At 59.2% G+C, this 13518-nt stretch carries 17 protein-coding genes and 2 pseudogenes; 4 read left to right on the top strand and 15 right to left on the bottom strand.

Annotation, left to right across the window (positions count from 1 at the left end; translation table 11 throughout):
* Positions 1–23 precede the first annotated feature (23 nt).
* Positions 24–1859: a dihydroxy-acid dehydratase gene (ilvD, locus tag AC2GXZ_RS13025; protein WP_483759593.1), complete on the bottom strand. Its 1836-nt coding sequence runs from the start codon at positions 1857–1859 to the stop codon at positions 24–26.
* Positions 1860–2162: 303 nt separating this feature from the next.
* Between ilvD and AC2GXZ_RS13020 the strand changes: the two are divergent.
* A pseudogene (locus AC2GXZ_RS13020) lies at positions 2163–2360 on the top strand (DUF1902 domain-containing protein); the annotation flags it as partial.
* Positions 2361–2362: 2 nt separating this feature from the next.
* Positions 2363–2556, top strand: a pseudogene (locus AC2GXZ_RS13015) (type II toxin-antitoxin system HicA family toxin).
* A 2-nt stretch (positions 2557–2558) separates the two neighbouring features.
* On the opposite strand, the gene AC2GXZ_RS13010 reads toward AC2GXZ_RS13015, so the two are convergent.
* A complete protein-coding gene (locus AC2GXZ_RS13010) occupies positions 2559–2981 on the bottom strand; it encodes a DUF4112 domain-containing protein (protein WP_483759592.1) in 423 nt (140 codons plus the stop codon).
* Positions 2982–3172: 191 nt separating this feature from the next.
* Between AC2GXZ_RS13010 and msrP the strand changes: the two genes are divergently transcribed.
* On the top strand, positions 3173–4117 hold the full coding sequence (msrP, locus tag AC2GXZ_RS13005) for a protein-methionine-sulfoxide reductase catalytic subunit MsrP (RefSeq protein WP_483759591.1): 945 nt from the start codon (positions 3173–3175) through the stop codon (positions 4115–4117).
* A 2-nt stretch (positions 4118–4119) separates the two neighbouring features.
* Positions 4120–4773 carry a protein-methionine-sulfoxide reductase heme-binding subunit MsrQ gene (gene msrQ / locus AC2GXZ_RS13000; protein ID WP_483759590.1) on the top strand — a complete coding sequence of 218 codons (654 nt, stop codon included), beginning with the start codon at positions 4120–4122 and terminating at the stop codon, positions 4771–4773.
* Between the two features lie 80 nt (positions 4774–4853).
* On the opposite strand, the gene AC2GXZ_RS12995 is transcribed toward msrQ, so the two are convergent.
* The 13 genes from AC2GXZ_RS12995 to rpsE all read right to left on the bottom strand — a co-directional run bounded on the left by AC2GXZ_RS12995 (position 4854) and on the right by rpsE (position 13385).
* Entirely contained in the window at positions 4854–5267 is a 414-nt protein-coding gene (locus AC2GXZ_RS12995) for a DUF1801 domain-containing protein (RefSeq protein WP_483759589.1), read from the bottom strand.
* Between the two features lie 9 nt (positions 5268–5276).
* A complete protein-coding gene (locus tag AC2GXZ_RS12990) occupies positions 5277–5708 on the bottom strand; it encodes a DUF1801 domain-containing protein (protein WP_483759588.1) in 432 nt (143 codons plus the stop codon).
* Between the two features lie 157 nt (positions 5709–5865).
* Positions 5866–6444 (bottom strand): DoxX family protein, encoded by a 579-nt coding sequence (locus tag AC2GXZ_RS12985; protein WP_483759587.1) that lies wholly within the window; start codon positions 6442–6444, stop codon positions 5866–5868.
* Between the two features lie 61 nt (positions 6445–6505).
* Complete coding sequence (locus tag AC2GXZ_RS12980) at positions 6506–6922, bottom strand: ribosomal maturation YjgA family protein (protein WP_483759586.1); 417 nt, start codon at positions 6920–6922, stop codon at positions 6506–6508.
* A gap of 71 nt (positions 6923–6993) precedes the next feature.
* Complete coding sequence (gene rplQ / locus AC2GXZ_RS12975) at positions 6994–7419, bottom strand: 50S ribosomal protein L17 (protein ID WP_483759585.1); 426 nt, start codon at positions 7417–7419, stop codon at positions 6994–6996.
* Positions 7420–7558: 139 nt separating this feature from the next.
* Positions 7559–8569 carry a DNA-directed RNA polymerase subunit alpha gene (locus tag AC2GXZ_RS12970; RefSeq protein WP_483759584.1) on the bottom strand — a complete coding sequence of 337 codons (1011 nt, stop codon included), beginning with the start codon at positions 8567–8569 and terminating at the stop codon, positions 7559–7561.
* Positions 8570–8741: 172 nt separating this feature from the next.
* Positions 8742–9131 carry a 30S ribosomal protein S11 gene (gene rpsK / locus AC2GXZ_RS12965; RefSeq protein ID WP_007766864.1) on the bottom strand — a complete coding sequence of 130 codons (390 nt, stop codon included), beginning with the start codon at positions 9129–9131 and terminating at the stop codon, positions 8742–8744.
* Between the two features lie 113 nt (positions 9132–9244).
* Positions 9245–9613: a 30S ribosomal protein S13 gene (rpsM, locus tag AC2GXZ_RS12960; protein ID WP_483759583.1), complete on the bottom strand. Its 369-nt coding sequence runs from the start codon at positions 9611–9613 to the stop codon at positions 9245–9247.
* Positions 9614–9885: 272 nt separating this feature from the next.
* Positions 9886–10536: an adenylate kinase gene (locus tag AC2GXZ_RS12955; RefSeq protein WP_483759582.1), complete on the bottom strand. Its 651-nt coding sequence runs from the start codon at positions 10534–10536 to the stop codon at positions 9886–9888.
* Positions 10533–11873 carry a preprotein translocase subunit SecY gene (gene secY / locus AC2GXZ_RS12950; RefSeq protein ID WP_483759581.1) on the bottom strand — a complete coding sequence of 447 codons (1341 nt, stop codon included), beginning with the start codon at positions 11871–11873 and terminating at the stop codon, positions 10533–10535. Before secY ends, AC2GXZ_RS12955 begins: the two co-directional genes overlap by 4 nt.
* 222 nt (positions 11874–12095) lie before the next feature.
* A complete protein-coding gene (gene rplO, locus AC2GXZ_RS12945; RefSeq protein WP_483759580.1) occupies positions 12096–12575 on the bottom strand; it encodes a 50S ribosomal protein L15 in 480 nt (159 codons plus the stop codon).
* A gap of 16 nt (positions 12576–12591) precedes the next feature.
* Complete coding sequence (gene rpmD / locus AC2GXZ_RS12940) at positions 12592–12801, bottom strand: 50S ribosomal protein L30 (protein ID WP_483759579.1); 210 nt, start codon at positions 12799–12801, stop codon at positions 12592–12594.
* A gap of 14 nt (positions 12802–12815) precedes the next feature.
* Positions 12816–13385 (bottom strand): 30S ribosomal protein S5, encoded by a 570-nt coding sequence (rpsE, locus tag AC2GXZ_RS12935; RefSeq protein WP_483759578.1) that lies wholly within the window; start codon positions 13383–13385, stop codon positions 12816–12818.
* Between the last annotated feature and the right edge of the window lie 133 nt (positions 13386–13518).

Genomic DNA, 13518 nt, shown 5'->3' with positions numbered 1-13518 from the left:
TTGTTTTTCGCCCGTGACAGAGACTACTCCGGCAGGATCCGCACGGCGCCCTTGTCGGCGGAGGAGGCGAAGGCGGCATAGGCCTTCAGTGCCGTCGTGACATTGCGCTTACGGGGCGCTGCCGGCTTCCAGCCGAGCGCATCCTGTTCGTGACGGCGGGCGGAGAGCTCGGCATCGGAAACGTCCAGATGGATCGTCCGGTTGGGGATGTCGATCGCGATCAGGTCACCCGGCTGGACGAGTCCGATGGCGCCGCCCTGAGCCGCTTCGGGAGACGCGTGACCGATCGACAGGCCAGAGGTGCCACCGGAGAAACGGCCGTCAGTGATCAGCGCGCAGGCTTTGCCGAGGCCCTTCGACTTCAGATAGCTGGTCGGATAGAGCATTTCCTGCATGCCGGGGCCGCCCTTGGGGCCTTCGTAGCGGATAACGACGACATCGCCGGCCTTGACCTCATTGCTGAGAATACCCTTCACGGCGGCGTCCTGGCTTTCGAAAACGACGGCCGGACCGGTGAATTTCAGGATCGATTCGTCGACGCCGGCGGTCTTCACGATGCAGCCGTCCAGCGCGATATTGCCGTAAAGCACGGCCAGACCGCCATCCTTCGAGAACGGCTTTTCGACCGAGCGGATGACGCCCTTGTCGCTATCGGTGTCGAGGTCGTCCCAACGCGAGGACTGCGAGAAGGCGACCTGGGTGGGCACGCCGCCGGGGGCTGCCTTGAAGAATTCGCGAACGGTCTCGGAATTGGTGCGGGTAATGTCCCAGCGGTCGATCGCGTCACCGAGCGTTGCCTCGTGGACGGTGTAGCAATCACGATTGATCAGGCCGCCGCGCTCGAGTTCGCCCAGAATGCGCATGATGCCGCCTGCACGGTGGACATCTTCCATGTGGACGTCCTGTTTGGCCGGCGCGACCTTGGACAGGCACGGCACCTTGCGCGACAGCTTGTCGATGTCTTCCATACCAAAATCGACGCCGCCCTCATAGGCGGCTGCAAGGATATGCAGCACGGTGTTGGTCGAGCCGCCCATGGCAATGTCGAGCGACATGGCATTTTCAAACGCCTGTTTGGTGGCGATGTTGCGCGGCAGAACGGTCTCGTCATCCTGCTCGTAATAACGACGGGCGAGATCGACGATCAGATGGCCGGCCTCGACGAACAGGCGCTTGCGGTCCGAATGGGTGGCAAGCGTCGAGCCGTTGCCCGGCAGCGACAGGCCGAGCGCTTCGGTCAGGCAGTTCATCGAGTTGGCGGTGAACATGCCGGAGCACGAGCCACAGGTGGGACAGGCAGACCGTTCGATGACGGCGACGTCCTCGTCGGAAATCTTGTCGTCGGCTGCCGCGACCATGGCATCGACGAGGTCGAGAGCGACCGTCTTGCCATGCAGCGTGACCTTGCCTGCCTCCATCGGACCGCCGGAGACGAAGACGGCGGGGATGTTGAGCCGCATGGCGGCGTTCAGCATGCCGGGGGTGATCTTGTCGCAATTGGAGATGCAGACCATGGCGTCGGCGCAATGGGCGTTGACCATGTATTCGACCGAGTCGGCGATGATCTCGCGCGACGGCAGCGAATAAAGCATGCCGTCATGGCCCATGGCGATGCCGTCATCAACGGCGATCGTGTTGAATTCCTTGGCGACACCGCCGGCCGCCTCGATCTCGCGGGCGACCAGCTGGCCGAGATCCTTCAGGTGCACATGGCCCGGCACGAACTGGGTGAACGAATTGACGACCGCAATGATCGGCTTGCCGAAATCGCCGTCCTTCATCCCGGTGGCGCGCCAGAGGCCGCGGGCACCGGCCATGTTGCGGCCGTGGGTGGTGGTTCTCGAACGATAAACTGGCATGGATCTTTCCTCGCTCACTTAATTTCGGCCTTTGCCCGCGGCCTTTAGCAGGCCATCATTCTATCCGCTTCACAGCGGAGGCGCAAAAAGCCAATTGTTTTAGTTTCTCCTAGCCGGACCAGCACCGGCTGTCACTGCCAGATCGAGGCAAAACAGTACGGTACGGTACGGTTCGGTGCGGTATATGGTCAGTCTCAAATTATGCAATTCCGCAGATAGCGAGTTGGTTTCGCCGATCGAGAGGTAAAACCCATGACGCCTACCCTGTCCATCATCGTCCAAGCCACCTAGGATGAGGAGGCATCGATCTGGGTTGCCACCAGCATGGATATTGACGGACTCATCGTCGAAGCAGGCAGTTTGGAGGCGCTGAAGCCTAAAGTGAGGGCTGCGCTGACCGATCTGATCGAGCTCAACGGCATCTCTTCGCCACTGAAGGAAATTTCGTTCCCCATCATCGCCGAGCAAACTTCACGCGTTTCCAATCCCTATGCGGCCTGACGATGGGAGGCTATCTGCGGGAACTCAAGGACTTGCTTGAGAAGGCGGATGCTCATTTCATCGCTCAGGCAAAGGCGGCCATGAGATTTGGTATAGTCCGATCAACAAGCGTTATTTCACCGTGGATCATGGCGTAAAATCTCGGCACACTGCCAACGAGACATTGAAACAAGCGGGACCTCCCAAAGCGTTATGACACTAACGTGCGTTCCTCAACTCTTCCGCCCGCACGTCGAAATGGTCGAGGATGATATCGAGGTTGCGGCGGTTCGACTTGAAGAACAGATCGAAAAGATCACCGGCGACCGGAACGCTGCCAAGCACTCCATCGGCTGCGATATTGCCGAGCATCTGGACGAGCTTGTTGACCGGCACCCCCATGCGGCGCGCCTCGTTGACGATGTAAAGACCGACCAGCGCACCACCCGCGTCGCCGATGACCGGGATCAGCCCGAAGACGGAATCCGCGCCGAAACGGATGCCTGTGCCGGGTATCCTGATGGCCGTATCCATCATCCGGGCAACAGCATGCAGCCGGCGCAGACGCCGCAAGCGCTCGACATGATCGAGCCCTTCATCGACAAATCGCTTGGTGGCGGCATCCCAGGTCTTTGTGGCCATCGTCGTCCTCGTCCATGTTCAGGACTACAAATGAACATCGACGCCGGCGGTTCCAAGAGGTGTCAGCCAGAGTACATGCGGTTTTTCTCACGCAAACGTGGTTTGCGGGAATATCTGCTAGGCTGTGAAACCGCACCGGTCCGGATTACGTATAAGCTCAGGAACGGCACGACGTCGAAGGAGACATGGACATGCCCGCCTATCGCCCGCCGCATATTGCGCCTTCGCAGATCACCCCGAAGGATATCTACGTCTCACGTCGCCAGTTTATCGGCACTGCGGCGGCTGCCGCCGGGCTTGTGCTGGGGGCAGGCGAGACATTTGCCGCACCGCTGACCGCAAGCCCCGGTCCCTACAAGCTCGACGAAAAGCTGACGCCGCAAAAGGCGGTGACGACCTATAACAATTTCTACGAATTCGGCGTCAACAAGGAAGACCCGGCTCAGAATTCCGAGAGCTTCAAACCGACGCCATGGACGGTGAAGGTCGAAGGCCTGGTCGGCAAGCCGAAAGAATTCGGGCTCGATGAAATCCTCAAGATGAAACTCGAGGACCGAACCTACCGGATGCGCTGTGTCGAAGGCTGGTCGATGGTCATTCCGTGGATCGGCTTTCCGCTCTCTGCCATGCTCGACGAGGTCGAGCCGCTTGGCAGCGCCAAATATGTGGCCTTCGAGACCGTCGTGCGGCCCGAGGAAATGCCCGGCCAGAGCGGACTTTTCCAGCCCCTGCCCTGGCCCTATGTCGAGGGACTGAGGATGGACGAGGCCAGCCATCCGCTGACCATTCTGGCCGTCGGGCTTTACGGCGAGACGCTGCCCAACCAGAATGGTGCGCCGATCCGGCTCGTCGTTCCGTGGAAATACGGTTTCAAGAGCATCAAGTCGATCGTCAAGATCAAGCTTGTCGAGAAACAGCCGGAAACGACGTGGAAAAATTCCAACGCCCGCGAATACGGGTTCTTTTCGAACGTCAATCCGGCGGTCGATCATCCGCGCTGGAGCCAGGCAACCGAGCAGCGGATAGGTGAAGGCGGCTTCTTCGGCACCAAGCGGGTCGATACGCTGCCGTTCAACGGTTACGGCACGGAAGTGGCAAGCCTTTATGCGGGCATGGACCTGAAGGCGAATTATTGATCATGGCTTTTCCGTCAGCCATCCTTCCCGCCCTGCCCCGCAAATATCACGCCGCCAGCATCTGGGCGCTTTACGTCATCGGCCTGTGTCCGGCGGCCTGGTATTTCTATCAGGCGGCAACCGGCGGACTGGGGTTCAACCCGGTGAAGGAATTCGAGCATCTTCTCGGCATATGGGCGTTGCGCCTGATCATTGCCACGCTCGTCGTCACGCCGCTGCGTGATCTAGTCGGTATAAACTGGGTGCGCTACCGCCGGGCACTCGGGCTGCTCGCCTTCTATTATGTGCTGATGCATTTTGCCGTCTGGATGCTGCTCGACCTTGGCATGGATCTTCACTCCGTTGTCGGAGACATCCTGAAGCGTCCCTACATCACCATCGGCATGGTCTGTCTTGCGGCACTGGTACCGCTGGCGGTGACATCAAACAATTATTCGATCCGCCGCCTTGGCCGGCTGTGGATCGACATGCATCACTTGATCTACCCGATCGCGCTTGGCGGCGCCCTGCATTATTTCCTGGCGGTCAAGTCGATCACCACCGGCCCGGCAATCCATATCGGACTGATCGCATTGCTTCTCGCTTACCGGCCACTGCGGCGACCAATCATGAACTGGAAGCGGGGACGGCGTCAGCCGGCGCAGGCAACGCGCTGACGTCGCCCATAAGCGACAACCGGTCCAAGGATTGGCTTCCCGCAAAAGAGGCTCGGACACCCCGCGGGTCAATGACCCAATCAGCTGCGCGTGGTCTTGCTTGCGGTCTTTGACGCATTCAGTGCGGCTGCGTTTCCGATGAGCGTGACGAACGCTGCCTCGTCGATTATCATGCCATCCTGCAGGTCGATCGCCCGGCGGGTATTGCCCTCAAGGCTCGCGTTGAACAGGCCGGAGGGATCATCGATCGACGCCCCTTTGGCGAAAGTGAGCTTGACGACGTTCCGGTATGTTTCGCCGGTACAGAGGATGCCATCCTTCTCCCATACCGGCACGCCCCTCCATTTCCATGTCTCGATGACATCGGGCAGCGCGTGGTGAATGAGCGCACGAACATGCGCGAGCGTCTTTCCCCGCCAGTCCCCCAGTTCCGCGATTCGCTGGTCGATCAGCCGGGCGGGGTCTGGCCCATTTTGCTGTGCATCGTCCGTCATGGTTTCCTCCTATAGTTTCTCGCCCGGCAGCAGACTTGCCTGGCTGATCCAGGAGCGGAGCTGGACCTCATTCCACTCGTGCGTTTCATGAATATGGAAACTCCGTACCCCAGCTGTCCTCGATGGCTCAGGCGGAGACGGATCGAGCGCCGAACCGCGGAAAAAGGTGAGCTTTACATATCTGTTGAAACAGTGGACGGTCAGGAACCAGCCCTGCGCTTTTACGCCGTAAAACGGACTGTTCCACTTCACCGCCTTTGCCACGTCGGGCACGGTGCTTTCCACCAGAATGTCCAGCTTGCGCCCGACCTCGGCCTTCCAGCCCGGCATTGCGGCGATATAGGCCTGCACGGGCGCATTGCCATCCCCCTTGCCAATCTGCGGATTGCCGCCAGACAGGAGTTTCGGCTCGATCGCTTTTGTCGTGGTTTTGCCGGTCATGCCTTCGGGCTCCTCTCCCTCGCATCCCTTGGCGATCATAACCGCGTCGGGCCTGCCGGCCAATCCGTATGCTGCGGCACGATGATGCAGAGAGCAAAACGGCCGGATCGCAATGATCCGGCCGTTGCCGCGCGTTATAGAGACCCCGGCCCTGCCTTCAGAACTGTTTCCTGAACAGGAGGCGATCCAGCGACAGGTAACCGCCGCCAAAGGCTGCGAAAAGGAAAGCACCGCCGGTCCAGAACAGCGAGTCCTGCTCGGCCTTTTCCTGGACCTGGCCGAGGAATTTGACGCCACCATCGGCCAGACGGGCCACGCCATTTTGGGTAAACAGGTCGCCGCCGGCCTTCAGGGCATCAATGCCCGCCTGGGTGAGGACGGCGCCGCCATAGGGGTGGGCAAAGTGGTACCACAGCGTGATCGCCAACATGACGCCACCCGCGAGAGCCGCCGGCCGGGTGAACAGGCCGATAGCCAGCAATATCCCTCCCAGCACCTGGATGACCGCAAGTGTCGGGGACCAAAACCAGCCGGGGTAAAAGCCGAGATTTTCGACAAAACCTATCTGCGCAAACGGGGCCATCAGCTTCGGCCAGCCTTCGAGGACCAGCATGCCGCCGACCGCCAGCCGGAAAATGCTCCATGCCATCGGCTGCGCGACCTTCTCGTAGAAGCCGCCGAGCGCCGGAATAATCAGGTCTTTACGTTCGTTATCGAATACGGGTGTGTATGCCATTGTCGTCCCTCACAACCCCACTGGTTGATGTGTTCCGACATTATGCTGCCCTTGCGATCCATCATTGATTCCGGTCAACAGATCGCAACCGGATATCGGCTGCCATGCCAAGTCCGATACCTGCGGCATAGGCAAGAATATTCCAGAGAGAAAACACACGGCCAAGCAGCAGCTTTCCTGCCATCGTCAGGCGAAACTCATCGAGTAGCGGTGTGTGGTAGAGTCTGGAAAATTCGACGGCGACCGCGATCGCCAGCGCCGTTGCGGCGGAAACGATCACTCCACGCCGGCCCAAGGCAAATGCGACCAGCAGAAAGACCATCGCGCCCCAAAGCGTTGAGCCTCCGTATTTCACAACTGTGAAAGGCAAACCCAACTCATAGCCGAAACGGCGCAGCGCGAGCCCGGCGGCAATAACAACGATGGCCCCCAAGATCCTTCGCCCTCGCGCTGCCGAAAGCCAGTTTCCAACCGTCATGCTCTACCCCTGCAAATAAAAAAAGCCGGGCGTTTCCACCCGGCTTTTCAAACTTACGATCAAAGATCGAATTATGCAGCTTCTGCGGCTTCTGCTTCTGCAGCAGCGCGAGCCTTGTCGGCTGCGCCCTTGGCAGTGACGTCGCGTTCAACGAACTCGATGACGGCCATCGGAGCGTTGTCGCCCTGACGGTAGCCGGCCTTCATGATACGCAGGTAACCGCCGTTGCGGGTTGCGTAACGCGAAGCGATGACGTCGAACAGCTTGCGAACTGCGTCCTGATCCTGAACCTGCGAAACGGCCTGACGACGAGCGTGCAGATCGCCGCGCTTACCAAGCGTGACGAGCTTTTCGACGATCGGGCGAATTTCCTTCGCCTTCGGCAGCGTGGTTACGATCTGCTCATGGGTGATGAGCGAGGCAGCCATGTTGGTGAACATAGCCTTGCGGTGGCTTGCGGTGCGGTTAAGCTTGCGGCCGGATTTTCCGTGGCGCATATCTGGTCTCCTTCACTTGCAGGCATTCGCCTGCAGTCTGATTAGGCGCATGTCCATTCCGCATCTGCGGGATAAAGGTCCATGCGCAAGTTTCAGTTGCCAAGGTCAGCTTTCCGCGCCCTTGCGGGCGCGGGCGACCTTAGTATTGGTCTTCGTAACGCTTAGCGAGATCTTCGATGTTTTCCGGCGGCCATGCGGGAACTTCCATGCCAAGATGGAGGCCCATGGATGCGAGAACTTCCTTGATCTCGTTCAGCGACTTGCGACCAAAGTTAGGAGTACGGAGCATTTCCGCCTCGGTCTTCTGGATGAGGTCGCCGATATAAACGATGTTGTCGTTCTTCAGGCAGTTGGCCGAACGGACGGAAAGTTCCAGTTCGTCGACCTTCTTGAGGAGCGCCGGGTTGAACGCGAGTTCAGTGACGGATTCCTCTTCAGCTTCCTTCTGCGGTTCGTCGAAGTTGACGAATACAGCGAGCTGATCCTGAAGGATGCGGGCGGCAAAGGCTACGGCGTCTTCACCCGTGACCGAGCCATCGGTTTCGATGGTCATGGTCAGCTTGTCGTAGTCGAGAACCTGGCCTTCACGGGTGTTTTCCACCTTGTAGGACACTTTCTTGACCGGCGAGTAGAGGCTGTCGACCGGGATAAGACCGATCGGGGCATCCTCGGCACGGTTACGATCGGCCGGGACATAACCCTTGCCGTTGTTGACCGTGAATTCCATGCGGATCTCGGCACCGTCGTCCAGCGTGCAGATCACGTGGTCGGGGTTGAGGATCTCGATGTCGCCAACCGTCTGGATGTCTCCGGCGGTTACCGAACCCGGGCCCTGCTTACGCACGACCATGCGCTTCGGGTCATCGCCGTCCATCTTGATGGCGATTTCCTTGATGTTCAGCACGATGTCCGTCACATCTTCCCGAACGCCCGGGATAGAGGAGAACTCGTGCAGGACGCCGTCGATCTGGACTGCCGTAACGGCAGCGCCGCGAAGCGACGACAAAAGCACGCGACGAAGCGCGTTGCCGAGCGTCAGGCCGAAGCCGCGCTCAAGAGGTTCGGCAATAAGCGTTACCTTGGTACGACCGGACGAGGTGAACTCCACCTTGTTCGGCTTAATCAGTTCCTGCCAGTTCTTCTGGATCATGACCTACTACCTTCCGTTCGTTGCCACCATCCAATCGTGGCAACCGAGCACTAGGAACACCGGATACCCATCCGGCGATACGGTGAAAGCCGCCTCGCAACTTTCCAGAGGCGAAGCGGCTATTCCCGAGTTCAGATGGAAATCGCCGCAAAGCGATCTCCAAAAACGTCCATTAGACGCGGCGCTTCTTGCGCGGGCGGCAACCGTTGTGCGGGATCGGCGTGACGTCGCGGATAGAAGTGATCATGAAGCCGGCAGCCTGGAGGGCGCGAAGTGCCGATTCACGACCCGAACCCGGACCGCAAACTTCAACTTCAAGCGACTTCATGCCGTGTTCCTGAGCCTTCTTGGCGCAGTCTTCAGCAGCGATCTGAGCCGCGAACGGGGTCGACTTACGCGAACCCTTGAAGCCCTTTGCACCGGCAGACGACCAGGCAATAGCATTGCCCTGCGCGTCGGTGATGGTGATCATGGTGTTGTTGAAGGTAGAATTGACGTGGGCAACGCCCGACGTGATATTCTTACGTTCGCGACGACGAACGCGTGTGGCTTCCTTGGCCATTTTTTCCCTTTCGTTGATCTCTGCACCGCCGTAGTTCCAGCGGCTCCACCTTGGAACGCAATGTCACAATCGAGCGGACAGGAACCTGCCCGCTCCGCGACATCCATCCAAAATTACTTCTTCTTACCGGCGATTGCCTTAGCCGGACCCTTGCGGGTGCGGGCATTGGTGTGGGTGCGCTGACCGCGGACCGGAAGGCCACGACGATGACGCAGACCACGGTAGCAACCGAGGTCCATCAGACGCTTGATGTTCATCGAGGTTTCGCGGCGAAGATCGCCCTCCACCTGATAATCGCGGTCGATGGTTTCGCGGATCTGAAGAACTTCAGAATCCGTCAGCTGATGGACGCGCTTTTCGGCCGGAAGACCGACCTTTTCCATGATTTCCTGCGCAAACTTCGGGCCGATCCCGTGAATATAGGTCAGCGCGATTACAACGCGCTTCGCAGTCGGGATGTTGACGCCAGCGATACGTGCCACGTCTATTCTCCTTCGTTCCGGTTGCCATCCGGCAAGCGGTACTTCTTCCATGATAGCAACCCCGAAAGGTCACCAGTTCAACAACACCATACGAGACAGGTCAAAACGATCAGCCCCGGATAACCTGCTCGGAAATCCGCGCCAATCGCTCAAGTCTATCGCGAGTTGGCGCGGTGTTTAACGGAATCAGCGCTCGAATGCAACTGCTGACCCCAAGATTCTTTAACAGACCGGTGACAGTTCCGACCCCGAGCCCCTTCCGAGGCGCGGTTTCAGAGCCCGTCGACGATCTTTTCGATATCGGCCGTGACCTTGTCCATCTCGGCCATGCCGTCGACGACCTTGAGCTTGCCCTTGGCATAATAATAGCCAATCAGCGGCGAGGTTTCCTTGTAGTAGACCTCAAGGCGCTTGGTCATCGTCTCGGCATTGTCGTCGGGCCGACGCTTGAAGTGAGTCGAGCCGCACTTGTCGCAGACGCCTTCCTTGGAAGGCTTCTTGTCCGTGTCGTGGTAGACGGTGCCGCACTGGCCGCACGAATAACGACCGGACACCCGGCGGACGAGCTCCTTGTCGTCGACGCGAAGCTCGATGACGACCGACAGATCCATGCCCTTTGCAGCCAGCATCTTCTCGGTGGCATCCGCCTGGACCAGCGTCCTGGGGAAACCATCGAGAATGAAACCGTTGGCACAGTCGGGCTGATCGATACGTTCGGAAACGATGGCATTTACGATCTCGTCAGAGACCAGGTTGCCGGCGTCCATGACAGCCTTTGCACGCTTGCCGACTTCCGTCTCGGCCGCAACGGCGGCGCGCAGCATATCACCCGTGGAAAGCTGCGGAATGCCGTGCTTCTCCACGATCCGCTGGGCCTGGGTTCCTTTACCAGCGCCCGGCGGTCCTAAAAGTATCAGTCTCATCGTCCCCTCTTTCCTCCGCGCAGCTTCGACTTCTTGATCAGACCCTCATACTGCTGCGCGATGAGATGTCCTTGGATCTGCGCAACCGTATCAAGGGTAACACTGACAACAATCAAAAGCGAAGTACCACCAAGGGCTAATGGGACGCCTGTACGGGCGATCAGAAACTCCGGCAGAATGCAGACGAATACGAGGTAGATCGCGCCGATAACCGTGATGCGGGTCAGCACATAGTCAATATACTCGGCGGTACGCTCGCCCGGACGGATGCCCGGAATGAAACCGCCGTGTTTCTTCAGGTTGTCGGCCGTATCCTTCGGATTGAAGACGATGGCCGTGTAGAAGAAGGCAAAAAAGGCAATCAGCAGGCCGTAGAACAGCATGAACAGCGGCTGGCCGTGACCGAGCGATGCAATTGCAGCCGTCGCCCAGGCAGGCATATCCGCGCCGCCGGCAAAGCCTGCAGCAGTGGCCGGCAGAAGCAGCAGCGACGAGGCGAAGATCGCAGGGATGACACCGGACGTGTTGAGCTTGAGCGGCAGGTGCGACGTGTCGCCCTGGAACATGCGGTTGCCGACCTGACGCTTCGGATACTGGATCAGAAGGCGACGCTGGGCGCGCTCGACGAACACGATCAAAGCGATGACGAAGATCGCGACGATCAGAACGAGGAGAATCAGTCCGGTCGAAAGAGCACCGGTGCGACCCAGTTCCATCGTGCTGGCGAGAGCCGTCGGCAGACCTGCGGCAATACCGGCAAAGATGATCAGCGAAATACCGTTGCCGATACCGCGCGAGGTGATCTGTTCGCCGAGCCACATCAGGAACATGGTGCCGCCGAGAAGCGTAACCACCGTCGAGAGGCGGAAGAACATGCCCGGATCGTTGACGATGCCCTGCCCTGCTTCAAGACCGGCAGAAATGCCGTAGGCCTGAAGCGCGCCGAGGATAACCGTACCGTAGCGGGTATACTGATTGATGATCTTGCGGCCCGCCTCGCCTTCCTTTTTCAGGTTTTCGAGCGAGGGAACCACCGAGGTCATCAGCTGGACGATGATCGACGCGGAAATATACGGCATGATTCCGAGCGCGAAGATCGCCATGCGCTCGACGGCGCCGCCAGCAAACATGTTGAAAAGACCGAGGATGCCGCCGGCCTGGCCGCGGAAGGCCTGCGCATAGGCTTCCGGATTGAGACCTGGAAGCGGGATATGCGTGCCGAGGCGATAAACGAGGAGAGCAGCGAGGGTAAACCACAGCCGCTTCTTGAGATCCTCAGCCTTGGCGAAGGTCGAAAAATTAAGGTTCGAAGCAAGTTGTTCCGCTGCAGAAGCCATGCATTTCTCCGCCCGATCACAGTCCGCCGGCTGAAATTGCCTGGCCAGGAAAGCGATCGTGAATTCTGGTTCAAAAAACCGGGCGCGGAGATTGCTGTCGCAATCGGGTGCCTCACCCTGTCTTCATGTGATCGGCGCCCATTGGGGCCGCCAAATCGTGAGGCTCACATATGGACATAAAATCGCCCGGTGTGAAGCACACGCCGGGCGATTTTAAACGTTTTACTCTGCGGCAGTTTCTGCAGCAGCGAGCAGCTTGACGGAACCGCCAGCCTTTTCGATCTTTTCGACGGCAGCCTTGGAGGCACCGGCAACTTCGATCGTAACCTTGGTCGTCAGTTCGCCGCCGGACAGGACGCGAACGCCGTCCTTGAGGCGACGGATGACGCCGGCAGCCTTGAGAGCTGCTGCATCGATCGTGGCCTTCGGGTCGAGCTTCTTGGCATCGAGCGCTGCCTGGATACGGCCAACCGAAACGGTGACGTATTCAGATGCGAAGATGTTGTTGAAGCCACGCTTCGGCAGACGACGGTAGATTGGCATCTGACCGCCTTCGAAGCCGTTGACGGCAACGCCGGAACGGGCCTTCTGACCCTTGACGCCGCGGCCACCGGTCTTGCCCTTGCCCGAACCGATACCGCGACCTACGCGGATGCGGTCCTTCGAAGAGCCTTCGTTGTCCTTGATCTCATTCAGTTTCATGATCGTTTCCTCCGTCTCACTTCTCGTCGACGACGCGAACGAGATGCTGGACAGCCCGGATCATGCCACGAACGGAAGGCGTATCTTCCAGCGTGCTTACCCGGTGCATCTTGTTGAGGCCCAGACCAACCAGCGTTGCGCGCTGGACGGCCGGACGGCGAATAGGCGAACCGATCTGCTCGACCGTGATCGTCTTTGCTTCAGTCTTCTTCGTAGCCTTAGCCATGGTTCAGACTCCTCTTATTCTTCCGATGCAACGCCGGAAGCGGCACGGCGAGCCTGAAGCGTAGCATACTTCATGCCACGCTGAGCTGCCACGTCCTTCGGATGCACCTGGTGCTTGAGAGCATCGAACGTCGCACGAATCATGTTGTACGGGTTCGACGAACCGGTCGACTTCGCAACAACGTCATGAACGCCGAGCGTTTCGAAAACGGCGCGCATCGGGCCGCCGGCGATGATACCGGTACCAGCCTTGGCCGAACGAAGCAGAACCTTGCCTGCGCCGTGACGACCATTGACGTCGTGATGCAGCGTACGGCCGTCGCGCAGCGGTACGAAGATCAGCTCGCGCTTGGCAGCTTCTGTCGCCTTGCGGATGGCTTCCGGCACTTCACGTGCCTTGCCATGACCGAAGCCGACGCGGCCCTTCTGGTCGCCGACGACGACGAGAGCAGCAAAACCGAAACGACGGCCGCCCTTGACGACCTTGGCGACGCGGTTGATCGCGACCAGCTTGTCGACGAATTCGCTATCGCGTTCTTCGCGGTTCTGGCGATCGTTGCCCGAACCTCTTCTTTCCTGTGCCATTGTCCTTGTCCTTTTTCTTTTACGGGTGGAACGGCAGGTTCACATTATTTCCGGCACGTCAGTTCAACGGTCCGGAGGAGATGCGGCAGAACCGCAATTCGCCCGGCCTGCCCTCTTCAAAAGGCAGACCGGG

The sequence above is a fragment of the Aliirhizobium sp. YIM B11859 genome (assembly GCF_057163345.1).
The sequence above is the reverse complement of the archived record's forward strand: the minus strand, read 5'-3'. Positions and strand labels throughout refer to the sequence as shown.

Bases quoted from the DNA above. Each gene is read 5' to 3' on its own strand.
- msrQ (WP_483759590.1), top strand. From the start codon at position 4,120: ATGGCTTTTCCGTCAGCCATCCTTCCCGCCCTGCCCCGCAAATATCAC.
- AC2GXZ_RS12955 (WP_483759582.1), bottom strand. From the start codon at position 10,536: ATGAGACTGATACTTTTAGGACCGCCGGGCGCTGGTAAAGGAACCCAG.
- ilvD (WP_483759593.1), bottom strand. From the start codon at position 1,859: ATGCCAGTTTATCGTTCGAGAACCACCACCCACGGCCGCAACATGGCC.
- rpsK (WP_007766864.1), bottom strand. From the start codon at position 9,131: ATGGCCAAGGAAGCCACACGCGTTCGTCGTCGCGAACGTAAGAATATC.
- AC2GXZ_RS13010 (WP_483759592.1), bottom strand. From the start codon at position 2,981: ATGGCCACAAAGACCTGGGATGCCGCCACCAAGCGATTTGTCGATGAA.
- rpsE (WP_483759578.1), bottom strand. From the start codon at position 13,385: ATGGCACAGGAAAGAAGAGGTTCGGGCAACGATCGCCAGAACCGCGAA.
- rplQ (WP_483759585.1), bottom strand. From the start codon at position 7,419: ATGCGCCACGGAAAATCCGGCCGCAAGCTTAACCGCACCGCAAGCCAC.
- AC2GXZ_RS12990 (WP_483759588.1), bottom strand. From the start codon at position 5,708: ATGACCGGCAAAACCACGACAAAAGCGATCGAGCCGAAACTCCTGTCT.
- rpmD (WP_483759579.1), bottom strand. From the start codon at position 12,801: ATGGCTAAGGCTACGAAGAAGACTGAAGCAAAGACGATCACGGTCGAG.
- secY (WP_483759581.1), bottom strand. From the start codon at position 11,873: ATGGCTTCTGCAGCGGAACAACTTGCTTCGAACCTTAATTTTTCGACC.
- AC2GXZ_RS12995 (WP_483759589.1), bottom strand. From the start codon at position 5,267: ATGACGGACGATGCACAGCAAAATGGGCCAGACCCCGCCCGGCTGATC.
- AC2GXZ_RS12985 (WP_483759587.1), bottom strand. From the start codon at position 6,444: ATGGCATACACACCCGTATTCGATAACGAACGTAAAGACCTGATTATT.
- AC2GXZ_RS12970 (WP_483759584.1), bottom strand. From the start codon at position 8,569: ATGATCCAGAAGAACTGGCAGGAACTGATTAAGCCGAACAAGGTGGAG.
- msrP (WP_483759591.1), top strand. From the start codon at position 3,173: ATGCCCGCCTATCGCCCGCCGCATATTGCGCCTTCGCAGATCACCCCG.
- rplO (WP_483759580.1), bottom strand. From the start codon at position 12,575: ATGAAACTGAATGAGATCAAGGACAACGAAGGCTCTTCGAAGGACCGC.
- AC2GXZ_RS12980 (WP_483759586.1), bottom strand. From the start codon at position 6,922: ATGACGGTTGGAAACTGGCTTTCGGCAGCGCGAGGGCGAAGGATCTTG.